16 protein-coding genes are annotated in these 24690 nt (G+C 41.6%); 13 read left to right on the forward strand and 3 right to left on the reverse strand.

Features of this window, described 5'->3' with window-relative positions:
- The first annotated feature begins 131 nt into the window (after nt 1-131).
- The 11 genes from GW828_RS00865 (at nt 132) to GW828_RS00915 (ending at nt 19288) form a co-directional block, all read left to right on the forward strand.
- Nucleotides 132-2852 (forward strand): TonB-dependent receptor, encoded by a 2721-nt coding sequence (locus GW828_RS00865; RefSeq protein WP_182697184.1) that lies wholly within the window; start codon nt 132-134, stop codon nt 2850-2852.
- 115 nt (nt 2853-2967) lie between these two features.
- The gene (locus tag GW828_RS00870) at nt 2968-4506 is read left to right on the forward strand and encodes a tryptophan halogenase family protein (protein WP_273057201.1); all 1539 of its coding nucleotides are present in this window, start codon (nt 2968-2970) and stop codon (nt 4504-4506) included.
- Between the two features lie 85 nt (nt 4507-4591).
- Complete coding sequence (locus GW828_RS00875; RefSeq protein ID WP_273057199.1) at nt 4592-6508, forward strand: alpha-amylase family glycosyl hydrolase; 1917 nt, start codon at nt 4592-4594, stop codon at nt 6506-6508.
- Nucleotides 6509-6605: 97 nt separating this feature from the next.
- Nucleotides 6606-8594, forward strand: a complete 1989-nt coding sequence (locus GW828_RS00880) for an alpha-amylase family protein (protein ID WP_273057197.1) — start codon at nt 6606-6608, stop codon at nt 8592-8594.
- Between the two features lie 294 nt (nt 8595-8888).
- Entirely contained in the window at nt 8889-9752 is an 864-nt protein-coding gene (locus GW828_RS00885) for a delta-class carbonic anhydrase (RefSeq protein ID WP_420542409.1), read from the forward strand.
- A 378-nt stretch (nt 9753-10130) separates the two neighbouring features.
- Nucleotides 10131-10727, forward strand: a complete 597-nt coding sequence (gene trmY / locus GW828_RS00890; RefSeq protein ID WP_273057195.1) for a tRNA (pseudouridine(54)-N(1))-methyltransferase TrmY — start codon at nt 10131-10133, stop codon at nt 10725-10727.
- A gap of 434 nt (nt 10728-11161) precedes the next feature.
- A complete protein-coding gene (locus tag GW828_RS00895) occupies nt 11162-11359 on the forward strand; it encodes a CPXCG motif-containing cysteine-rich protein (protein WP_124015939.1) in 198 nt (65 codons plus the stop codon).
- Nucleotides 11360-12185: 826 nt separating this feature from the next.
- Nucleotides 12186-14186 carry a glycoside hydrolase family 97 protein gene (locus tag GW828_RS00900; RefSeq protein ID WP_273057378.1) on the forward strand — a complete coding sequence of 667 codons (2001 nt, stop codon included), beginning with the start codon at nt 12186-12188 and terminating at the stop codon, nt 14184-14186.
- Between the two features lie 457 nt (nt 14187-14643).
- Nucleotides 14644-16194: an MFS transporter gene (locus GW828_RS00905; protein ID WP_124015937.1), complete on the forward strand. Its 1551-nt coding sequence runs from the start codon at nt 14644-14646 to the stop codon at nt 16192-16194.
- A gap of 77 nt (nt 16195-16271) precedes the next feature.
- Entirely contained in the window at nt 16272-18743 is a 2472-nt protein-coding gene (locus GW828_RS00910; RefSeq protein WP_273057192.1) for a glucan 1,4-alpha-glucosidase, read from the forward strand.
- A 149-nt stretch (nt 18744-18892) separates the two neighbouring features.
- Entirely contained in the window at nt 18893-19288 is a 396-nt protein-coding gene (locus tag GW828_RS00915; protein ID WP_273057190.1) for a DUF805 domain-containing protein, read from the forward strand.
- A 103-nt stretch (nt 19289-19391) separates the two neighbouring features.
- Here the strand turns inward: GW828_RS00915 and GW828_RS00920 are convergent, their stop codons facing one another.
- The 3 genes from GW828_RS00920 to GW828_RS00930 form a co-directional block, all read right to left on the reverse strand.
- Complete coding sequence (locus GW828_RS00920) at nt 19392-20324, reverse strand: DUF808 domain-containing protein (protein ID WP_124015934.1); 933 nt, start codon at nt 20322-20324, stop codon at nt 19392-19394.
- A 97-nt stretch (nt 20325-20421) separates the two neighbouring features.
- A complete protein-coding gene (locus GW828_RS00925; protein WP_182722795.1) occupies nt 20422-21459 on the reverse strand; it encodes a LacI family DNA-binding transcriptional regulator in 1038 nt (345 codons plus the stop codon).
- A 92-nt stretch (nt 21460-21551) separates the two neighbouring features.
- A complete protein-coding gene (locus GW828_RS00930; protein ID WP_124015932.1) occupies nt 21552-22259 on the reverse strand; it encodes a DUF3334 family protein in 708 nt (235 codons plus the stop codon).
- A gap of 275 nt (nt 22260-22534) precedes the next feature.
- Between GW828_RS00930 and GW828_RS00935 the strand changes: the two genes are divergently transcribed.
- Both GW828_RS00935 and GW828_RS00940 read left to right on the forward strand, forming a co-directional pair.
- Complete coding sequence (locus GW828_RS00935) at nt 22535-24151, forward strand: methyl-accepting chemotaxis protein (protein WP_273057188.1); 1617 nt, start codon at nt 22535-22537, stop codon at nt 24149-24151.
- A gap of 277 nt (nt 24152-24428) precedes the next feature.
- Complete coding sequence (locus GW828_RS00940; protein ID WP_273057186.1) at nt 24429-24686, forward strand: HPr family phosphocarrier protein; 258 nt, start codon at nt 24429-24431, stop codon at nt 24684-24686.
- Nucleotides 24687-24690: the final 4 nt, after the last annotated feature.

Consider the following 24690-nt stretch of genomic DNA (forward strand, 5'->3'; position numbering starts at 1 on the left):
CAGTCACTTACAAAAGTTAATTAAGCATGCTGAGGTAAAAACACAATAAAGAATGTAACCAAAAATCAAAAGGATACTAACACTCAACTTGTACTTTACGTTGTTAAGTATCCACAAAAGGGGAAATATTGATGTTGCTATTTAAACCGAGCCTACTCACGCTGGCGTTAGTTGCAGCTGGTGCAAGCATGACTGCTTACGCTGCTGATGACGTAAATACTACGGCAACTGCCGACGAAAATATTGAAGTGGTAAAAGTCACAGGTATTCGTCGCAGCTTACAAGAATCACAATCACTAAAAATGTCTTCGTCATCAATTGTTGAAGCCATTTCAGCCGAAGACATCGGTAAATTACCCGATGTTAGTATTGCAGAATCACTCGCCCGTTTACCTGGCGTATCAGCACAGCGCCTTGATGGCCGAGCTAACGTTATCTCTATCCGTGGTTTAGGTCCAGATTTCACTACTGCAACATTAAATGGTCGCGAGCAAGCCTCGGTAAACGATAACCGTGGTGTTGAGTTTGACCAATACCCTTCTGAATTATTAAACCGTGTGGTGGTATACAAAACACCAGATGCTTCTGTCATGGCGCAAGCCATCGGCGGCACGGTAGATATGCAAACGATTAGCCCGTTAACTCATGGCGAACAAACGATAGCCATGTCGCTTCGCGGCGAAATGAACGACTTAGGCTCACTTAATAGTGGTTCAAGCGATACCGGTTACCGTGGCAGTATTTCATATATTGACCAGTTTGCTGATGACACCATAGGTATTGCCCTAGGTTATGCGCGCATGATGTCGCCTAACCAAGAAGAACGCTGGCAGGCATGGGGTTACCCAGAAAATGATGCTGGTGACAGTGTTTTAGGTGGCGCAAAACCATTTGTGCGTTCAAGCGAATTAGAACGTGATGGTGTATTAGCAGTATTTGAATACGCACCTAACGAAAAATTTACTTCAGTTGTTGATATTTACTATACAAAATTTACTGATGATCAACGTTTACGTGGTATCGAAATTCCTGCTGCTTGGGGCACTAATGGCGGCGTAACATCGACCACTGCTGAAGACGGTTTAGTCACTCAAGGAACCATTAATGGTGCCGAAGTTGTTGTGCGTAACGATGTCAACAAACGAGATGCTAAATCGCTTGCGATTGGTTGGAACAACAAGTTCACCATCAATGATAACTGGCGCGTAGAAGCTGATATTGCCCTATCAAAAGCAGAACGTACCGATATTGGTATGGAAAGCTACAGTGGCACAGGCCGTGGAACCGGCGTCGGTGCAGTGGATGACTTAGGTTTTAACTACAATGGAAATGGCGGCTACGACTTTACTCATAGCCTTAACTATGCAGATCCTAATGTCATTAAATTAGGTGATCCACTCGGTTGGGGCAGCCCACTGGGCGCTAATACTCAAGACGGTTTTATCAACAAGCCTGAAATTGACGATGAGCTTAAATCATTCCGTTTAACAGCAGAATACGTGTTTGATGAAGGTGCTGTGCGCAGTGTCGAGTTTGGTGTTAACCGCACTAATCGCGATAAAAGCAAACTTGATAAAGGTTATTACCTGACTTTAGCGGGCTATGACGGATCTGATAATTACTTAGAGACCGTTCCTGAACAGTATTTACTATCACCAACTTCACTTGATTTCTTTGGCATGGGTGACGTACTAAGTTATGACTCATTAGCGTTTTATAATGCTGGTGGTTATACCGAAACTGACGTAGCAGATGTGGATTTATCACGTGCGACTAACTCTTGGGCTGTATCAGAAGAAGTCACCACGACTTATGTTAAAGCCAATATAGAATCTGAATTGTTCGGTTTTCCTTTAACGGGTAACGTCGGTATTCAAGCTGTAAACACAAACCAAAACTCAGACGGTACAGTGGCCACAGTTGAAGATGGCGTTGTGACTTTAACGCCTCGCACTGCGGGTGACTCATACCTTGAATGGTTACCTAGCATGAACTTAGGCTTTGAAGTTGCCGATGGTCAAATGTTACGTTTTGCTGCTGCGCGTACGTTAACCCGTGCTCGTATGGACAAAATGAACGCTAACGTTAACTTTAGCTACACTCAAAACCCTAATGATGGTGTTAACTGGTCTGGTGGCGCTGGTAATCCAGAACTACGTCCTTGGTTAGCGCGTCAATACGACATTAGCTATGAAAACTATTTTAGTGACCAAGGTTATTTCTCATTAGCAGTGTTCTACAAAGACTTAGAAAACTACGTTTATGATCAACAAACTAACTTTGATTTCAGCACTATTTTGCCACAGAACCCAGGTGACAACCCAATTGGTAATGTCAGCCAACCTTTAAATGGTAATGGCGGTTATGTACAAGGTATTGAGGCCTCGTTATCAATCGACTTTGGTTTGTTTGCTGATTCTCTAAGTGGTTTTGGTACTATCTTAAGTGGTTCGTACAACGACAGCGAAGTAAAAGAAACTGCAGACAGCGATCCAACGACTCTGCCTGGTCTTTCTGAAAAAACCTTCAATGCCACTGTTTACTATGAAAACTCAGGTTTCGAAGCCCGTATCAGCTCTCGTTACCGCAGTGACTTCTTAGGTGAAGTGACTAAAATCAGTCTTCAACGTGAAAACGTTAACATCAAAGCAGAAACGGTTGTTGATGCGCAAATTGGCTATGACTTTACTGAAAGCGGTATCGATGCGCTATACGGTTTATCAGTACAGTTCCAAGTGAATAACTTAACCAACGAGCCATTTACGTCTTACACTGGTGATGACCAACGTTTAGTGCGTGATTATCAAAACTACGGTCGTAACTTTATGTTAGGCGCAAACTACAAGTTCTAATGGGCTTGTAGAATGTACTAAACCGACAAAAAAGCCTCTGTAACCTATTACAGGGGCTTTTTTACTTTATCGGGTTCAGTAACAATAAATCCCAAATAGTTAAAAGGCGATAACAATGGATCAAACGATAATAAAAAACATTGTCATTGTAGGCGGCGGAACGTCGGGCTGGATGACCGCAGCCATGTTAGCCAAGTTGTTTAACAAACAACTCAACATCACCCTTATTGAATCCGACGCCATAGGTACTATCGGTGTGGGTGAAGCCACTATCCCGCCACTGCAGATATTTAACAGTGTACTTGGGATTAGTGAAACTGATTTTATCAAAGCCACCCAAGCCACTTATAAATTGGGTATTGAATTTCAAAATTGGCATCAACAAGGCGAAGCTTATATGCACGCCTTTGGTAATATTGGCCGTGACCTAGGCTTTACCTCATTTCATCATTATTGGCTTAGTGCTCAGGCCAATCTTTCTCCAAGCAATCCTTCTCAAGCCAATGGCAGTCAATATAATGCCAATGACTTTTGGCAATACTCGCTTAACTATCAAGCGGCCAAACACAACAAATTTCAACCCATTCAAACCATTGCTCAAGCACAAATGAGCGGTATTACCCACGCGTATCACTTTGATGCAGGCTTATATGCCAACTTGCTACGCCAATACAGTGTTCAACGTGGTATCAATCGAGTTGAAGGCATTATTACCAGCACCGAACTTAGCGTCGATGGCAGTATAAAAAGAGTCACCTTACAAAATGGTCCTTGTATTAGTGGCGACTTATTTATTGATTGTTCGGGTTTTAGTGCATTATTAATTGAACAGGCATTAGGCGTCGAATACGAAAACTGGCAGCATTGGCTACCTTGTGACAGCGCATATGCAGTGCCTTGTGAAAGCACCTCTCCCCTTACGCCTTACACTAAAGCGACTGCCCACCATGCTGGTTGGCAATGGCGTATTCCACTGCAACATCGCACAGGCAATGGCATTGTATATAGCAGCCAACATATGAGCGACGAACAAGCAAAACAGCATTTATTAGCCAACCTAGATGGAAAACCCTTAGCCGAGCCGCGTAAAATAAACTTCACCACTGGCAGGCGCGTCAAGCAATGGCATAAAAACTGCGTGGCTATTGGCTTATCGAGTGGGTTTTTAGAACCGTTAGAGTCCACCAGCTTACATTTAGTCCAATCAGCAATCATTCGTTTAACTAAATTATTTCCACGAAACGGTATTCAACCCCAGCACATTGATGAATTTAATCGCCAATCTCAAACTGAGTTTGAGCAAATCCGCGACTTTATTATTTTGCATTACCATCTTAATGCAAAACAATCTGCCGACAATGAACGCGGTTTATGGCAGCAATGTCGCGATATGGACATTCCCGAAAGCTTGCAACATAAAATCGATTTATTTAAAGCCACAGCAACAGTTTTCAGGCATCAAGATGAATTGTTTACTGAAGCAGCCTGGATCCAGGTGATGTTAGGACAAGGCATTATTCCAGAGGATTATCATCCGCTTACACAAGCGGTCAGCCAAGATGATTTAACCGACTACTTAACTAATATCCGTAAGGTTATTACCACCACTGTGAGTCAAATGCCGAACCATAAAGACTATATTGCAGCGCTGTAACTGGTTTATATAACAACCTGATTTAATTATCTTAAGCGACTAATTAACTGTCATCAATAAACAAAAAAATACAGGATGAGTAACTATGTCATTTCATTACCCCCATTTAGCACAAGCCTACCAACAACACCTGGGCAGGTTAGCATCAAGCTTCTTACTCGGTTGTGCATTGAGCACATATGCCATGTCGGCCAATGCAACACTCAGTGTCGAGCCAATGTCATGGTGGGCAGGCATGCAACAACCCCAGCTACAACTATTGCTTACGGGGGAAAATATTCGTGAAAGCCAAGTTAAATTAATTAAGGCTCAAGGTGTCACGCTGATTAATGTTGATACAACTGATAGCAATAATCATCTATTCGTTAATTTGGATTTAAGCCAAGCTAAACCACAACAACTGGTCTTAGGCTTATTTAAAGATGAGCAGTTAATTGAACAATTTGATTATGAGCTACAAACCCGCAAAAAAGGCTCACGAGATCGCCAAGGCTTTAGTAATAAAGATGTGATTTACTTAATCACCCCGGATCGTTTTGTTAACGGTAATCCAGACAATGATAATCAGCCAGACATGCTTGAAAAAGCTGACCGCAGTTTTGATGGCGGTCGCCATGGCGGTGATATTTTGGGGATCCGCAAAGCACTGCCCTACTTACATGACTTAGGTGTGACCCAGTTATGGATAAATCCACTGCTTGAAAATAACCAACAAAAGTATTCTTATCATGGTTATTCCACCACCAATTTCTATCGCATAGATCCACGTTTTGGCAGCAATGAAGAATACCAATCACTCGTAGAAGAAGCGCAATCATTTGGTATTGGGATCATTCAGGATGTCGTGGTTAATCATATGGGATCAGGCCATCAGTGGATGAGCAGTATGCCGAGCAACACCTGGATTAATGGCCAATCACGTTGGCTAAAAGATCCAACCGATGTCAGTTACTCAAGCCATAGACGCACTACAGTACAAGATCCTTACTCTGTGAATGCAGACAAAACTGATTTTAGCGACGGATGGTTTGACGTCACCATGCCAGACCTCAATCAACGCGATCCACACATGGCAACATACTTAATCCAAAATAGTATCTGGTGGGTCGAATATGCAGGGTTGAGCGGTATTCGCGAAGATACTTACTCTTACGCAGATAAAGCGTTTTTAACTGCTTGGTCAAAAGCCATTATGGATGAATACCCTCATTTTAATATCGTTGGTGAAGAATGGAGCAGTAATCCAGTGACGGTGAGCTACTGGCAGGCAGGAAAGAAAAATGCCGATGGTTATCAATCTTTTGCACCCAGCATGATGGATTTCCCGCTTTACGACACGCTCATAGCCAGCTTAACTAAAGAAGATTGGGGAGCCGGCTTTATCGACCTTTATCAAATGTTGGCTAACGACGTGGTGTATGCCAATCCAAGTCAGTTAGTGTTATTTGAAGGTAATCACGACACTAACCGTATTTATAGTTTAATGAAAAATGACATTGAACTGTACAAAATGGCCATGGCTTATGTGCTCACCAGCAACCGTATTCCGCAAATATTTTACGGTTCAGAAATAGTCATGCAAAGCCCTGCAGAAGGCCGTAATGACGGCGCTGTTCGGGGTGATTTTCCGGGTGGCTGGCCACAAGACAGAGTCAATGTGTTTACAGGAAAAGGCTTGGATCCACAACAAACTGAAGCACTGACCTTTGTGCGTACATTACTCAATTACCGTAAAAACTCGTTAGCGATTCAACAAGGTAAATTGCAGCACTTTGTGCCACAAGACGGTATTTATGTCCAAAGCCGTCATCAAGGCAATGAAACCTTACTGGTCATCTACAATAAAAATACCCAAGCCGTTGAGCTTGATTTACAGCGCTTTAAACCTGCTATTAATGACAATACTATCGGCGTTGATATTATCAGCAAACAATCGTATTCATTATCCAAGCCACTTTCGTTGGCTAACAAAGGTGTCACTATACTTAAACTTGAACGCTGATATGTAGACGATTCAATCATTAAGGTACTGCAAATTATGGCGTGTTTCTATTGTCTTCAATACAAACACGCCAATAAAAACAATAAAAGAGAGACTCATGGGCCCCATCACCAAACCGTTAGTAAGCCAACTTCACAATCACCTACCGTCACCAAGCGTAAAAGTGTTGGTTATCGCCTGTATGCTGGGTTTAGGATTAAGTGCTTGCCAACCTAGTAAAGTTGAACAAACCAATACATCGATAAAAATCGATAACGATAAACTATCAGTTACTCCAACCACCCAAATACCTGCAACGGGCAAACCTGTGGTATATCAAGTATTCACACGTCTGTATGGCAACACTAACACCACAAATAAACCTTGGGGCACAATTGCAGCTAATGGTGTAGGTAAATTTAGCGACTTCACGGATGTGGCATTACAAGATATCAAATCCTTAGGTACCACTCACGTTTGGTATACTGGGGTACCACATCATGCGCTGATCAATGATTATACTGCCTATGGCATTAGTAATGATGATCCTGATGTTGTCAAAGGCCGTGCGGGCTCACCTTATGCCGTAAAAGATTATTACAACGTCAATCCGGATTTAGCTAATAATCCGGCTAGCCGCTTGGCAGAGTTTGAAGCACTGATCGCCAGAACTCACGCCAATGACATGCAAGTTATCATCGATATAGTGCCAAACCATGTTGCACGAAATTATCACTCTATTTCAGCGCCCAAAGGTGAACTAGACTTTGGTGCTAATGACGATAAAACCCAGGTATACAGCAGGCACAACAATTTTTACTATGTGGTCGGTAAAGATTTTCAAGTCCCTGATGCGTCAAATGGCTATCAAGCATTAGGCGGTGAAGCTCAGCCACTCAGTGATGGTAAGTTTCAAGAATCGCCCGCTAAATGGACCGGAAATGGTTCGCGTTTAGCCAAACCCGACGCCAATGATTGGTATGAAACCGTTAAAATTAACTATGGCGTTAAACCCGATGGCCGCCATGACTTTCCAACGCTACCGTGTGACTATGCGACTAAATCTGCTGCAGAGCATTTAGCCTTTTGGCAAGCTCAAGATGCAAACAATATTCCCGATTCATGGCGTAAATTTGAACATATCGCCCAATATTGGTTAGCCAAAGGCGTAGATGGTTTTCGTTATGACATGGCCGAAATGGTGCCTGTGGAATTTTGGAGCTATCTCAATAGTCACATCAAGCACACTAATCCAAACGCATTTATCCTTGCAGAAGTGTATAACCCCGACTTGTACCGTGATTATATTCATTTAGGCAAGATGGATTATCTTTACGATAAAGTCGATTTATACGACACCTTAAAAGCCATCATTCAAAGTAAGGCCAGTACAGCAGCCATTGCGACAGTTCAAGCAAAAGTCAGTGACATTGACCAGCATATGCTGCACTTTTTAGAAAACCATGATGAGCAACGCATTAATACCAGCGATTTTGCCGGCAATCCATTTAACGCCTTACCTGCTATGGTGGTATCGACCACGTTAAGTCGCTCACCTACCTTATTGTATTTTGGCCAAGATGTGGGCGAACAAGGCGCTGAAATAGCAGGCTTTGGCCAACCGACTCGCACTAGTATTTTTGACTATGTGGGCGTGCCAGCCCATCAACGTTGGATGAATAACGGCAAGTTTGATGGCGGCCAATCCACAGCCGATGAAAAAGCCCTGCGCACCTATTATCAAACGCTATTAAACCTAAGCCATACAGCATCGGCATTAAGCGGTGATTACATGGAATTAGACACCCTACAGCGCCAGCTGAATACTCAAGGTTACGATAACCAAGTATTTGCTTTTAGCCGTTTTAACCACAACCAGCAATTGATCATTGTCAGTAATTTCAGCCAAAAACAAAGCAAACAATTTACCCTTGTGTTACCAAAGACGTTAATACAAAACTGGCATATTACAGGTAATAAAACGCTGACGAACTTATTAACAAATAACACAATAAGTCAGCAACTTATTTTAAATAACCAAGGTGGTGCCAGTGTTGATATTAACCTGCAACCACTGCAATCAGTGATCCTTGAACTAAAAAACTAACATCGGGCGCAGCGCTCCTAGGCTGCCCAGACACATAACAATCATTATCCTCTGACAATTTAGGGAGGATAATGATTGTACTCAAGCTATCGGCCCTGCAATTTACCCATCCCTCTCTGTACGCAGATATTCCTCATCCGTTTCAAACAACAATTATTCTCTAATACGCGTTAAATCAATTCGCTAATAGCGACACATAACAGTACTGATCATAGACCTGTACTGGCGTATTAATGATTAGCCAACTAATGTTATCTTCGATACATGAACATCATCGTGTTATAGGACATAACAATGATCAAACCACTTATCGTAACAATAACAACACTATCGCTTTCTATGAGTGCAATTGCGAAGGAAAACCACAGCGAACATCAGATCTCGATAGCTGATAATGTTATTGCTACACAAAGGGAAAACCTTGCAAATAGTACTAAAGGTAGAGGTTTTGGGCCTCAATCACCCCGAGATTTAAACTCACTGGTAGGAACCAATCCAATCAATTTTTCACCTGCGCCAGCTTATACAGAAATGAATTTATGTAACATCCATTTCCATAAAAATGCTGAACATTCAGGAGGTGAATTTACTACCTATGCCGGTAACGGCAATGGCCAAGGCGTGACATCTGGCTATCAATATTCAGGCAAATTAACTAAAGCCGAATTGATGCCAGTGGACCATGCTGTTTGCTCTAGTGAACACGGCGCTTTAATCTCTGGTGATACCATAGAAGTCCATTATGTATATTCAAGTGCACAGGTTAGCCCTGGCCCAACATTAGGCGCTTGCTTAAACGAGGCAATCAATAATCCACAGCTACGAGTTGAAACGCAAGTCTTTGTCTTAGTCAATGACGCTAAAGCGCTGGATTTTTCAACATTAACGGCATTAGATATCAAAAATGGACTTCACCAAGCACTGAATATGCTTAGTAATACTGGCGAAGCGATTCAATATCTCGGCTCAACAACAGGCCCAAGCTACAATCAAGTCGGCTCGCCATTTCAAGTGTCTTGGAGTGTTCATCCTAAAGTCGCGAAAGTGAATATTGACACTGTCGGTAAATGGTGTGAGGGTAACGTGTTCAAAGAAGATCATGCTCATGGTGTGAGAAACTTAGTCACAAATCCTGCACTACTGTCACCGATGAAATAAGCTATATTATCAATAACCTTAATTGGTCAAATCAAAAAGTCTCAGCTAACACCTCTGTGACTTTTTATTTTTGGCCTTATTATTTTTACCTATCAATAATATTAGGACTAAACAGCCTTTTATTGGCCTGATGAGCGGCATCAATAGTTGAATAAATCTCACTTCAGCATGCTCAATCACATCACGCTTAGCGCTTGTTTTAACAAACGTATTGCTCAATTGTACTTGTCTATGCCAGCTAAAACTCAACCATTAGATTAATCAGGTTACAGTCAAGCTTAAAACTGGGATAATAGCGACAGTAAAAGCTGTAACTGATTGATTATTCGACTACGTTATCCGCTTTATGCTTAATTTACTTTCAAATAGGATATACCGATGCGCGCTTTTGTAGTTAGAGCCAGAGCTGCTCCAGTTGATAGTCAGCAGTTTTTAGCGGGTATTGGCGAATCGGCTCATACTGAAATTTTAGCCCACACCTTAATGAACACCATTTTTGTCGCTCAATCCCATCGCGACGATGTCGTTGTATATTTGGTGTTAGAGAGCACCCTTGATTTTTCACGTACCATCTGTTTTCGTTCAAGCGAATTAGGCCATATCGGTGGGTTTCATGAGCAAAACCTAACCAATAAAATTGCTAAAGCCTTAAGCGCATCAAAAGGGATGACCAAAGAACAGTTACGTGAAGTAGAGCCTGGAATTACGGTGCGCACAGTGAGTTTTGAAAAGTTAATACAAGAATTAGCTGAAGATTATCAGCTGTATATGTTGGAGAAAAAAGGCATCCCAGTTCGTGATGTAGAGTTTGCTGCTAATCCATGCTTTTTACTAACAGACCATATTCCTATGCCTAAAAAAAGCTTTAACAGCTTGAAGCGTCTTGGTACCCAACATATCAATTTAGGGCCAAAAATGTTGTTCGCATCTCAGTGTGTGGTGTTAATCCACAATGAATTAGATATGAGATTGTAATCGATATGGCCTGCAGTGATTAATTGAATTGTGGGTCAGTCAATTTTGCCATCATTCTGCTAATGCTTGTAGAATGGAGTTTCATTTTATCTTTGTCGTCTCATCGCTTCTTGCAAATCATCACAAAAATAGCCACCACCACTCTACAGAGCTAAAAAATTCTCTAACACCTTAACCAATATTGTATTTCTCGCTAAACTGAACAGACAAAGCGCCCTAAACTGTTCAATGTTTAGTGGTCTCAACTCACTTAGCTGCGACAATCGATGGACGCGTTCCTGCTACAATCATAGCAGCAAGCTTGATAACGATGCTCTATAAACCGTCGATATAGAGGGGGTTAAACAGTTTGGCGAATAACTTAAGCGGCTGATTTTATAATATCAGTCATTTATAAGCCGATATAAATTAATATAATTTAGGAGGTTACAAATTTGAACCAATTAACAGAGCAGCTTATAGATTGCCCCTATTGTGGTGAAACAATTGAAGTCCTTATTGATTCATCAGATGCAGGACAACAGTATATTGAAGATTGCCAAGTATGTTGTAAACCGATAAATTTCTTGGTTACTGAAAGTGTTAATGGTGAGATTACGGTGAATGTTTATAGTGAAGATGAAGCATTTTAATCAATATTAAATCACTTGAGCTTTTACTGTATAGATTCTTATATTTAAAAAGTTCGCTAAAAATTTGTGTTATCAATTGCCTGGCCCAGACTGTAGAAAATATGTAGCTAAAACACACAGTGCCCCCATCCATTGGGGGTCGGTGAAAGTACAGGTTTAGCTCCTTTTAAATACATGCGTACCAAATAGTATTTTCTTCGATGTAGTCTCAATTGAACCGAGGAGTCAATCTAGGGTTATTAAACATCATATTTTAGGCGTTTTTCAGCAATGTAAGCCTGTATTCAATACAGGCCCGTATCGGCTAAAGTTTATCTGGCGCTATAGTTACTCTAGTAAGAGTTATCAAATTAGCACTACATCCCTACTGGCATGATATCAAGCCACGGTTCCTGCTTTAAATCAGCTTTATTGCGCACTATTTTAATTTAATGCCGAGCGTATTGATCATTACCGCTCAACCTTTAACCTTGTATTAAAATACTAGCCCAAAGCTGAAACAGAGCAATCATTTGAGGATTCCATACGCGGCTTTATCACTTTGAGTTATCAGCACCATCGACCAAGTGGTAGTGCATTAACGCTTTTTATCCGAAAATGAGTTAGCTAATAAACGGTTATCTTTTGCGAGCTGACATCGTGAATACGTATGCAGATCTTTGCTGCAAAATCTAAAAACGTCATATATTGATTGCTGAATAAATAAAATAATAAACAAGGACTTCGTATGACGTACGCTAACTCATCAGACTCAACTGCCTCAACAACTCATATAAGCTTTACTCCCAACATAATTAGTTTTTCATGTGCTCTGGCACTGGCAGCAATGGCAATGCCTAGCATGGTGCAAGCTAAAACGGTTAATGTGACCTCTCCAGATAAACACATTGCCATCAGTTTGACTGATGACAATGGCCGTCCTGAATACCAAGTTCAATTTAACGGTAAAACCGTAGTTAACCCGAGCAAACTAGGTCTGGTATTCCAGCAATTAGGTGAATTAGGGCTGGATTTCAACATAAAAAATGTAACCAACAACAGCGTTGACCAAACTTGGCAGCAACCTTGGGGTGAACGTGAAAACGTGCGTGATCATTACAATCGCATCGTAGCGACCCTCAGTAATGGCCAGGTAGATTTCGATATTGAATTTAAAGCCTTTAATGACGGGATTGGTTTTCGCTACTTAGTACCAAAACAAGCAGGGCTTGCTAACACGCCAAAGCTGGATATTACTGATGAATTAACCGAGTTTGCGATACCTGACCCGCATCACACGACCGCCTGGTGGATCCCTGGACGTGGTTGGAACCGATACGAATATTTATACCGTACTACCTCGCTTGATAAAATCGATAGAGCTCATACGCCCATGACGTTTCGAACGGCAGATGGCGTGCATTTAAGTATTCATGAAGCGGCCCTAACCGACTATGCTGCCATGGTGTTAAACCAAGGTAGAGATGGTATTTTACGTGCCGATTTAACCCCATGGTCAGACGGAATACGAGTTAAAACCCAACCGGGATTTTCTACACCTTGGCGAACCATTCAAATTGCTAAAGATGCCCCTGGTTTATTAAATTCTGATTTAATTCTAAACCTTAACGAGCCTAACAAGCTCGGCGATGTGTCTTGGGTGCAACCGGGTAAATACGTCGGAATTTGGTGGGGAATGCATTTAAATGAAAACACTTGGGGAAGCGGCCCTAAGCATGGCGCCACCACCAGCGAAACCAAGCGTTATATGGACTTTGCCGCCCAATATGGTTTTGATGGGGTATTGGTTGAAGGTTGGAATGAAGGCTGGGATGGCAGTTGGTTCGATAATGGCGACGTGTTTAGCTTTACTAAAGCGTACCCAGATTTTGATATGGATGCGATTACTGAATACGGTCAAAGTAAACATGTTCGCTTAATTGGACATCATGAAACCTCTGGCTCGGTAACCAATTACCGTAAGCAAATGAGTGATGCTTATGATTTGTATCAAAAGCATGGCGTGACACAAGTAAAAACTGGTTATGTGGCCGATGGTGGCGATATTAAGCGGGTTGACGAAAATGGCATTGTGCGACATGAATGGCACGACGGCCAATTTATGGTTAATGAATATTTGCACAGTGTGACCGAAGCCGCTAAGCGTGGTATTAGCATCAACACCCATGAACCCATTAAAGATACTGGCCTGCGCCGTACTTATCCAAACTGGATCGCCCGCGAAGGTGCTCGTGGGCAAGAATTTAATGCATGGGGTAATCCACCCAATACGCCTGAGCATACGGCAATATTACCTTATACTCGTATGCTAGCCGGTCCGATGGACTTCACCCCGGGGATTTTTAATTTAGCCCCTGAGGGTTTAGATGCAGTTAATCGAGTTAAAACCACATTAACAAAACAATTGGCTTTGTACGTTGTGTTGTATAGCCCGATCCAAATGGCGGCAGATTTACCCCGTAACTATGTACAACGCTTAGATGCATTTCAATTTATTCAAGATGTGCCGACTGACTGGAGTAACAGTATCGCCCTTGCCGGAGACGTTGGCGATTACGTAGCTTTTGCACGCAAACAACGCGGCGCTGAAGATTGGTATTTAGGCGCGTTAACTGATGAACAACCCCGTAAATTAAGCTTAAAGCTGGACTTTTTAACTACAGGTAAACGTTATGAAGCGCAAATATATCGTGACGGTAGCAAAGCTGATTGGTTAACCAACCCTTATGATTATGTGATTGAAACTAAAACCGTCACTGCAAAAGATACTCTCGATTTATCATTAGCAGCCAGCGGCGGTACTGCCATTCGTTTTAAGGCACTGTGATGTGTTAAAACGAATGTTGCATCTGTGTTTGTATCAGGTTACTTGAATGGCATGAATACGTATGTATTCAGTTGTACCATTCTCTCGCTCAGGGATACTATAAACCAAGCTATTTCGTCTGTGATTGCAGGATGAAATGGGTTAGGTCGTTTCTGATGTATCTTGGTCCATAGAGAGCATCAGCTTTAAAGTACCTTCATTATCTTTATTAATTGCTGATTTAATAGAAGTCGACAAAGAATAAAGCGTGGGTCTTGGCGAATACCCGTCTTAGGGAGATGCGTATTCGCTATTTTTTTAGCTATTAATAACGGGATCTTCATCGCGTTCAGCAACAAACTAGCGGTAACCCCCTTGGGCTAAAAAGGTAGCCAAAAATCAGTAAGACTAACAACAAATAAGATTAAGATTAGAATTAAAAGAAGTAAGCACAACGACTTACCAAAAAGGATGTCACATGTCTGGCCATAATCATAAAAACGTCACCCAACAACCGCAGCTAAATTTTTGGCAAATTTTCAACATGTGTTTTGGCTTTTTGGGGATCCAATTTGGTTTTGCCCTACAAAATGCCAATGTCAGTCGTATTTTTCAAACCTTAGGCGCGTCTATCGACGACATTCCCATTCTGTGGATTGCCGCCCCACTTACAGGCCTAATTGTCCAGCCCATCATTGGCTACTTAAGCGACAACACTTGGAATAGCCTTGGTCGCCGTCGCCCGTATTTTTTAATTGGTGCCGTTCTTACTACCTTGTCACTGTTTATAATGCCGCACTCGCCGACATTATGGATTGCTGCGGGCATGCTGTGGATCATGGACGCCTCAATCAATATCGCCATGGAGCCCTTTCGCGCTTTTGTTGGTGATAATTTGCCTAAAAGCCAACGTACCCAAGGGTACGCCATGCAAAGTTTCTTTATCGGCATTGGCGCAGTGGTCGCTTCAGCCATGCCATACATGTTAACCAATGTGTTTGATGTGGCTAATACTGCCCCTGCTGGTGAAATAGCCGACTCGGTGCGTTATTCATTTTATTTTGGTGGGGCCATTTTATTTATCGCGGTTGGCTGGACCATTATTTCGACCAAGGAATATTCTCCGGAACAACTGGCAGCGTTTCACCAACATGACACCACAGACAATGAGGCAACCCGCGCGAATACTCGCACCAGCGGTCAATATCAAACTGGCGCGATTATTTGGATAGTCATTGGCGCATTGTTTACTGCAGCCATTATGATCCAAGACCTTGATAAACAATTGTACATATTAAGTTTAGGTATATTTGTCTTTGGCCCATTACAACTATTTTGTGCGCGTAAATTAGCGAAAACGACAACAAACGCTCCCGTGTCAACCCAACAACGTGAAAGTTTTGGCATGTTATTTAATGTGGTCGATGACTTATTTCATATGCCCAAAGCCATGCGCCAGCTTGCTGTGGTGCAGTTTTTCGCCTGGTTCGCCTTATTTGCCATGTGGATTTATACCACTGCTGCCGTAACGTCACATCATTACCATACCTCAGATGTGCTAAGCCAAGCCTATAACGACGGTGCGGATTGGGTCGGTATGTTGTTTGCTTCTTATAATGGATTTGCCGCCATTGCCGCGATTATTATTCCATTTTTAGCCAAAGCGGTTGGCATTAGATTAACCCATACCATCAATATGTTTTTAGGTGGACTTGGGCTAATTAGCTTTATGTTTATTCAAGATCCCACTCAATTGTGGATACCCATGATTGGTGTTGGCTTTGCCTGGGCATCTATCCTATCAGTTCCTTACGCCATGTTATCAGCCGCACTTCCTCCTCAAAAAATGGGAGTGTATTTAGGCATATTTAACTTTTTCATTGTTATCCCACAGCTACTTGCAGCCAGTATTTTAGGTTTACTACTCAAGACGTTTTTTGATGGCGAACCAATTTATGCACTGATTTTAGGCGGCGTATCTATGATGATTTCGGGTATTGCAGTGTTATTCGTTAAACAAGAAAAATAACTCTTTTACGATTATCTGTCTTTGTCACAGGTAGCGACTCACGTTTAATTTTGCTTAAGACTATTTTGGGGAATTCCATGATAAAGCCTTTTCTCACCCATCGCAGCACCATAGCAGCTGCGATAACTGCTAGCTTTCTCGGTTTAACGTTAAGCGCATGCTCTCCTGCTGAGGATCAAAGTGATGCATCAACCGAAACAACCACTGAAGTCGTTAAGCTTGCTCCTGGTGCACCAGGTGTCGAACCCACTTGGGCTTTTTCAGGTAAAACCGGTATAGGTACATCCTATGAGCCCTATGTAAATGGTCAATACCAGGACCAAGCGACAAATCCTGTCAGTAAGGTGTGGTTTTCGATTGCACAAGGTGTGTTAACCGAAACCATGTTTGGCCTAATTCATAACGCTCAGCTTAAAGAACTGCAATTTATTATTACCGGTAATGGCTTTGTTGATACAGAAAAAGACCACACCATTAGCACTATTGAATATTTAGACACAGATGAAACGGGTCGCCCTTTATCTTTGGCTTATAAAATTATCAATAAAGATATTCAAGGTAAATACCAAATCGAAAAGCATATTTTTACCGACCCCGATAGAAATAGCTTAATGATGAAAGTCACTTTTACCGCATTTGAAGCAGGCATAACCCCACATCTTTATGTTAATCCACATATCGATAACAGCGGCGCGAATGACATTGCCAGCGTTGAAGGGCAAACACTCGTTGCCCACACCAGCGATGCTAATTCAACCGTAATGACAATTAAAACCGATGTTGACTTTGTTGCTGCCAGTGCTGGCTTTGTCGGCACATCTGATGGCCTAGTTGATTTACAAGATAATGGAACATTGGATTGGCACTACCGCACAACCAGTGATACTAATCAAGGCGGTAACGTCGCACTAACTGCGCAATACCCTACCCTGACGAAAGCAAACGACAGCCTAAGCTTTAATTTGGTCATCGGTTTTGGACAAGACAAAGCCAGCAGCTTAGCCACCGCTCAAGCAACATTAAATTCTGGTTACGATGCAGTTAAACAAGCTTATTTAGGTGACGAAACCCATCTTGGTTGGAAAGACTATTTAGCGTCACTTGCGCCATTAAATAATATGAGCGCAAACACTACAGATAACGGCAAACTTCTTTATGCCAGTGCATTAGTGTTAAAAGCACAAGAAGATAAAACCCATGCGGGTGCCCTGATTGCCTCGCTGTCTAACCCTTGGGGCGATACGGTTTCAGCAACGGTTGGCAGTACAGGTTATAAAGCCGTATGGCCACGTGATTTTTACCAATGTGCGATGGCGTTTTTAGCCATGGGCGATACCCAAACCCCAAAAGTGGCATTTGAATATTTAAAACAGGTACAGGTTCAGCAACAAACACCTGGCTTTATTGGTACCCCAGGGTGGTTTTTACAAAAAACCCATGTTGATGGTGAAATTGAGTGGGTTGGCGTGCAGCTAGATCAAACCGCCATGCCTATCATGCTTGGTTGGAAATTATGGCAAGCTGGCATACTAAACGATGCTGAGATCAGCCAGTGGTATCAAGACATGCTTAAACCTGCGGCGGATTTTTTAGTAAACGGTGGCAAGGTAAAACTGGGCTGGAATGACACTGCAATCAATCCGCCAAGCACTCAACAAGAACGTTGGGAAGAACAAGCAGGATTTTCACCATCAACAACTGCAGCTATCATTGCCGGTTTAGTTGCCGCCAGTGACATCGCTATGCTGGTAAAAGATGAACAAGCATCTGTGTATACCGATTTAGCACGTAAATTACAACATCAGCTCGAAAGCACTATGGTGACGACGACAGGCTCGCTTGGTAAACAAACAAACGATACTTCATCTGCCCCTTACTATGTGCGTATTAGCCCAAATGGTGATCCGAACACGACAGATAAACTACTGGATAACAATGGAAAACCAGGGCTAGATCAGCGGATGATTTTAGACGGTGGTTTTTTAGAATTAGTTCGCTATGGCGTAGTCGATGCACAAGATCCAGTAATTAAAAACAGCGTGATGCTGATTGATGATCAAAGTCTTGCAGACAATCTGCGAGTTAAGTATGAATTTAGTGCTAAAGATGGCAGCACAATCCCTGGCTATCGTCGTTATGGTAACGATGGTTATGGTGAAGATACTGTCACGGGCCTTAGCTATGCCGAAAAAGGCAATACCGAAGATCAACGTGGCCGAGTTTGGCCATTCTTTACTGGCGAGCGTGGCCATTATGAATTAGCGCTAGCCAAGGCAAATGGCACTTTATCGGCTGACACCAAGCAAGCACTAATTAATACGTATGTTCAAGGCATGGAAACTTTTGCCAACCAAGGGCTTATGTTGCCAGAACAAGCTTGGGATGGTGTTGGTAATGCTACTCGTTATGACTACAAAATGGGTCAAGGTACTAACTCTGCGACACCACTGGCATGGACTCATGCTGAGTACATTAAACTGGTTCGCTCAATGACCGACGAACAAGTATGGGACTTTTACCCAGTAGTTAAGCAGCAATTAGCTCGATAAACACCATCGCCATTTTATGATTAATAAAGCCGTTGTCGTTTACAACGGCTTTATTTTTTGTATAGATTTTGAAATAAAATCTTGTTAATTCAAGGCTATCTTGTTACAAATGCACTAGATTAAAAAACATTAACGTTAAGGAATAACGAATGGATTGGTATTTAAAGGTTTTAAAACAGTATTTCGATTTTAGCGGCCGAGCACGTCGTAAAGAATACTGGATGTTTGCACTGATCAGCATGATCATTAGTATTGTACTGACCTTATTGGATATGGGTGTAGGCTTATACAGTGAACTTTATGGTGCTGGATTATTGAGTTCTATTTATTCACTCGCCATCGTCATTCCAAGCATCGCAGTGAGTGTCCGTCGTCTTCACGATACTGACCATTCTGGTTGGTGGTTATTATTAATGTTTATCCCGCTGTTAGGTGCATTAATTCTCCTCGTCGTGATGTGCTTTAACAGTAAAGATGACAACGAATATGGCCCGAATCCAAAAGCGGAACCAAACCTTAGTGAGAGTGACAACTTAGCCGTTTAATCTCAAGTTATTCACTAACAGAGGTTAGTATCACAGATCAAAAAAGAGCATAGTCATTGACTATGCTCTTTTAGTATTTGCAGCCGGCTTTATCACTATTAAACTAGCTTTTAGCGGGCATTAACTTACTCACACCTTTGATGGCTAATAGTACAACGCCACCAGCAACCACGCCAAATAATGCATTGAGTATACTGGGTGTAAGCAATCCTAGAAAGCCACCCACAACATTGATTTGAGTCACCACTGCTTGTGCATGCTCAATCCATTCAAATACCAAATGAATACCATGGGTTAAGATACCGCCACCGACCATAAACATGGCAATAGTGCCGACAAAAGTGAGAGTTTTCATTAAATAAGGGGCAGCAGACACGAGAGTTAATCCCAATTTATGCCCCACTCCACTTGGCTTACGCCTAGCAAGATATAAACCGAGATCGTCTATTTTGACAATACCAGCCACTAAGCCGTACACCCCAAATGTCATCACAATAGCAATAACCGATAAGGTTAAAAATTGCGCCATTAAGTCCATATGAGCCGCGACGCCTAAGCTAATTGCGATAATTTCAGCAGATAAAACAAAATCGGTACGAATGGCACCTTTAATTTTTTGTTTTTCATAGGCGCCTAAATCATCGATGTCTGCTTGTGCTTTCGCGACGACAGTATCGTCATCGACCAAATGAGTCTGCTTATGGGTCATTGAATGGTAAACCTTTTCAAAGCCTTCGTAGCATAAAAATAAACCGCCACACATCAATAACGGCGTAATGGCCCAAGGAATAAAGGCACTGATCAGCATTGCTAAAGGCACTAAAATGACTTTGTTACGCAAAGAGCCCATAGCCACAGCGAACACCACAGGCAGTTCTCGCTCAGAGGCAACACCTGATACTTGCTGCGCATTTAACGCTAAATCATCCCCTAGAACCCCCGCGGTTTTACGTGCAGCAACTTTACTCATTGCCGCCACATCATCCAAAATGGTGGCAATATCATCTAATAGGGTTAATAGACTGGCTCCTGCCATAAATCGACTTATCCTTCTAACAGCAAAAAATTAACATCAATAGCAATCATCTAAAACCCCATTCGATTACATTTATAACTACTGGGTAATAGGTAAACTAGTTGTCTTCTACATTGGCACCGCAAGAACTACGCACCACTAAATTTGTTTTGATTAACCGCTGACTGACCTCTTGACCCCGGATTAATTTCAATACACTTTCAACAAGAATTTCACCCGCAAACTGAGTATCTTGCTTAATCGTGGTCAACGCCGGATTAGCAAAGCTCGCCACTGGGATATCGTCATATCCGACTACAGCAACTTGCTCTGGAACGGAAACTCCGCGCTTTTTCAGCGCCCGAATAGCACCTATAGCAATAAGATCGCTGGCAGTAAAAATAGCATCAAATACTATACCGCTGTCTAATAACTGGTTGGTGGCATCATAACCAGAACCTTCTGTATTAATCGCATCATGCTGGAGCTGTTTATCAATTGAAATTCCAGCCGCTTTTAAGGCATCAACGTGACCTAAATATCGATCGCGAAACTCAGGGCTGCGACTGGACGAATCACCTAAAAATGCGATGTGTTTACGGCCTAATCCGAGTAAATGCTCAGTGGCAATGACCCCGCCCTGATGGTTATCACAGCCAATCGACAACACAGATTTGTTGTTATGCTCTGCCCCCCAAATAACGAAATGGGTTTCTTTCTCTATCAATTTATCCAGCTTGTGGGCGTAGTCCATATAATCGCCATAGCCTAATAAAATGATGCCATCGGCTTTGTTACTATCCTCGTAATCTGCATGCCAATCACTTGAAAGCTGCTGAAATGAGACCAGTAAATCATAGCCTTGTCGTGCAGTAGCACGCGTAATGGAGCCTAGCATCGATAGAAAAAAAGGGTTAATCATTGAGTCGTCATTAGTAGGATCTTCACAGATCAGTAAAGCTAATGTATGACTGTTTTGTGTCCGTAAATTGCTGGCATTTTTATCAACTTTATAATTAAGCTCTTTGGCAATAGCTTGGATACGCTGACGCGTTTCTAGATTAACCAATGGACTGTTTCTCAACGCACGTGATACGGTCGATTGCGACACGCCTGCGCGGTAAGCTATATCAATAGAAGTCGCTTTAGATGCCATTTTTGATGGTTAGCCTTTTATAAGTGATACGCATTACTAAACAAAAGCCAAGCTAAATGAATTAACTGGCCTTTTGCATTAACTCTGTGTGCTTATAATCCAAGCTCACTGAGTAAATCATCAGCATCATCAACAACAATGCCTTTTACATTAGGATCAAGTACATATTTTGAGGCTTCTGATTGAGCTTGCTGTTTTTGTCCGTGAGTTTCAATTAATGAATCAAGATCAAACTCTTCGTCCATTTCAAAATCTGCAGAACGAATGAATTCTGTTTTATCCATAGCAAATTCAAGATAAAAAATATGATTATTTTCGGTTTTAAAAGTCACTCGTCTTGCGACAGCGTTATCAAGGTTAGTATCAATTGAAATCGTCAACTCTTTATTAATAACCAACATTTTTGGCTGGCTCTGGCTAATTGACGTTTGTAATTCTTTTGAAATTTTGCCAATAAAGTCGCCCAAAATTTGGTTCATTAATTCGCCCATCACATTACTGACATCATCAGAAGTATGTGAAAAGGCTAATTCAGTTTCTGGCATGCCCATGTTGAGCATATAACGACGATAAATTTCAATCGCCGCGGTGGCAGAAAAGTTGATCACAACTAAACCTGAAAAGCCGCCATCGAAAATAGAAAAACATGCCAAATCAGGTTTCAAGCGCGTACGAGAAATACTTTGAACCATCCCAGCATGGCTAATATGGCTAGCACTTGTACTAGAAAGAACATGAGAAACAGAATGACAAAGCTTTAGTAAAATATCGTCATTCTTTACTGTAGAAGATAAATTCATCGTATTAATACCTTTTCGTTAATTACCCTAATCTTGCGGGTAAATAGAAAAAAAATCAAAATTAAAACAATCAATTAGCATGTTAATTAATCGATCAAACTTATAAGCCAACTAATTAATTGATAATCAATACATTTTTATAAAAACAAACATTATTTTTATCAATAACTAAATTCCACTGTTTGCTCACAAAAATAATAATTTAGGCTTAAGTTTTTTGATAAAATCACTATAATTTCGCCACATTAAATGGATATATGATACTAGGATAGACAATGATTGGATTATTGCGACGCTTAACCATTTTAAAGCGCTTATTTATAATGCTAGCTTTGGCCGCTGTCGGCACAGTCGTTTTTGGCTCTTTTTCAATAAAGGAACAATACAATCATTTAATCGAGGAGCAATTTAAGCAGGTTACTGGCCAAGTGACCTTGTTAAATAGCACACTTGATGCATTCAAGCTCGCAGATCCTAATACCAGTGTCCAAGCAATCACTCAGTTTGCCAGCGACATTAAGGTATCTGAAGATCAAGCTTTTATCATTATCGATAATCAAAATAATATTATTGTTAACCCACTAAACCCTGACTCAATCAATAAGCCAATCAGTAACTTAGGGGCCATTGACGGTGCAAGATCTTACCAGCAACTTATTAGCACAGCTAAACAACAGCAAACTGCTCAGGCACAATTTGAGATAATTAACCAACAAAATCAATCTCAAACCGTATTAGCCGCAGCAAAGTATTATCCGGCAATGAATTGGATCATTATCACTCAAGTTAACGTCAACAGTGTTAATAACAGCATGACGGGAATTATCATTGATTATTTCATTATTATGATGATTATTTCGGTGCCTATTTTTGGGTTCTTTTTATTACTTAATCACTCTATTACCCAGCCACTGAACGTGACAATTGATGCCATGGAGCAAATTGCTAAAGGTGAAGGTGACTTGACCCAGCGCTTGTCAACTGAAGGTAATGATGAAGTGGCCAAATTAGCACATGGGTTTAATCAATTTGTGATTAAAATTGCCAATATGGTTGCAACGCTACAACCGCTTGGAAATACCTTAAATAATGAAGCGGTGCATTTGTTAGACACGGTTAACATGTCCAATCAAAGTGCTAACCAAGTGCACAGTGAAACCCAAAGTGTTGCTGCGGCAATTAATCAGATGTTATCCACTAGCCAAGAAATGGCTCGTAACACTCAGGATGCGGCTGACGGTGCAACAAATGTGAAGCATCAAGCCAAACAAAACCAACAATTAATGCAGCAAACCGTTGCACAAACAGAAAGTTTGGTTAATGAATTACATCAAGCAGAAACGGTATCGTTAACCTTGAGCCAATCATCTGCTGAAATTGGCAGTATTCTTGATGTGATTGGCAGTATTGCCGATCAAACTAATCTGCTGGCACTTAATGCTGCCATTGAAGCGGCACGAGCAGGTGAACATGGTCGAGGTTTTGCTGTAGTAGCAGACGAAGTGCGAGCGCTCGCAAATAGAACGCAATCCTCAACAAATGAAATTAATCACATTATTAGTGAAATTCAGACTGGTATTCAATCGGTTATTCAGAGTATTACCAGCACACAACAGCAGTCTGCCCAGTTACAATCAAAAGCGATGCAGTCTAGTGATGCCATTAGCGAAATTTTAGCGTTAATTGATAATATCAGCAGCATGACAGCACAACTGGCCAGTGCTACAGAAGAGCAAGCATTAGTCACCGAAGACATTAATGTCAACGTCAGTACTATCTCAGAACTCACCGAACAGTCATTAATGGCAAATGAAACCCACAGCCACGCAGCGCAATCATTACAGACTATTAGTGTCGACATGAGCCAAACCTTAGGTCAGTTCAAAATCTAGTCCCTTTCACTCTTGCAGCCAGTCGAGTAAATCACTGGCAGCCTCAGAGCACATCTAATTGTCCAACTTAATGGTGTAATATCGAAACAGCTAAAGACTTTGCGCCTAGCATCACTTTTAGCGCTGATCACTTTAGGGTATATTATGGCCATCAGATTAAATGCCTAAACACTTCAACTCAAATATGGCCTAAGCTAAATCGTATTTTTAGTCAGTCTATTTGAATGGTTTAGTTAAATGAGTATTTAGTTGTCATTCGTTACTGAGTATTTTATCTATGTATCAAAAAACGGTCACCATTGTTGCTCCTCATGGTATTCATACACGTCCTGCGGCTTTGTTAGTCAAAGAAGCTAAAACATTTGCTTGTGACGTTATGGTAGAGTGCAATGGCAAACAAGCCAGTGCCAAAAGTTTGTTTAAGTTACAAACATTAGGCCTATACCAAGGTGTATCTGTCACGGTATTTGCTTCTGGTGAGCATGAACAAGCGGCGGTTAATAAAATTGCCTCACTGCTCGTTACGCTTAGCTAATTAG

Origin of the sequence: Shewanella vesiculosa (assembly GCF_009994065.1) — a bacterium.
GTDB lineage: Bacteria > Pseudomonadota > Gammaproteobacteria > Enterobacterales > Shewanellaceae > Shewanella > Shewanella vesiculosa.

Bases quoted from the DNA above. Each gene is read 5' to 3' on its own strand.
- GW828_RS00865 (WP_182697184.1), top strand. From the start codon at position 132: ATGTTGCTATTTAAACCGAGCCTACTCACGCTGGCGTTAGTTGCAGCT.
- GW828_RS00870 (WP_273057201.1), top strand. From the start codon at position 2,968: ATGGATCAAACGATAATAAAAAACATTGTCATTGTAGGCGGCGGAACG.
- GW828_RS00875 (WP_273057199.1), top strand. From the start codon at position 4,592: ATGTCATTTCATTACCCCCATTTAGCACAAGCCTACCAACAACACCTG.
- GW828_RS00880 (WP_273057197.1), top strand. From the start codon at position 6,606: ATGGGCCCCATCACCAAACCGTTAGTAAGCCAACTTCACAATCACCTA.
- GW828_RS00885 (WP_420542409.1), top strand. From the start codon at position 8,889: ATGATCAAACCACTTATCGTAACAATAACAACACTATCGCTTTCTATG.
- trmY (WP_273057195.1), top strand. From the start codon at position 10,131: ATGCGCGCTTTTGTAGTTAGAGCCAGAGCTGCTCCAGTTGATAGTCAG.
- GW828_RS00900 (WP_273057378.1), top strand. From the start codon at position 12,186: ATGGCAATGCCTAGCATGGTGCAAGCTAAAACGGTTAATGTGACCTCT.
- GW828_RS00905 (WP_124015937.1), top strand. From the start codon at position 14,644: ATGTCTGGCCATAATCATAAAAACGTCACCCAACAACCGCAGCTAAAT.
- GW828_RS00910 (WP_273057192.1), top strand. From the start codon at position 16,272: ATGATAAAGCCTTTTCTCACCCATCGCAGCACCATAGCAGCTGCGATA.
- GW828_RS00915 (WP_273057190.1), top strand. From the start codon at position 18,893: ATGGATTGGTATTTAAAGGTTTTAAAACAGTATTTCGATTTTAGCGGC.
- GW828_RS00920 (WP_124015934.1), bottom strand. From the start codon at position 20,324: ATGGCAGGAGCCAGTCTATTAACCCTATTAGATGATATTGCCACCATT.
- GW828_RS00925 (WP_182722795.1), bottom strand. From the start codon at position 21,459: ATGGCATCTAAAGCGACTTCTATTGATATAGCTTACCGCGCAGGCGTG.
- GW828_RS00930 (WP_124015932.1), bottom strand. From the start codon at position 22,259: ATGAATTTATCTTCTACAGTAAAGAATGACGATATTTTACTAAAGCTT.
- GW828_RS00935 (WP_273057188.1), top strand. From the start codon at position 22,535: ATGATTGGATTATTGCGACGCTTAACCATTTTAAAGCGCTTATTTATA.
- GW828_RS00940 (WP_273057186.1), top strand. From the start codon at position 24,429: ATGTATCAAAAAACGGTCACCATTGTTGCTCCTCATGGTATTCATACA.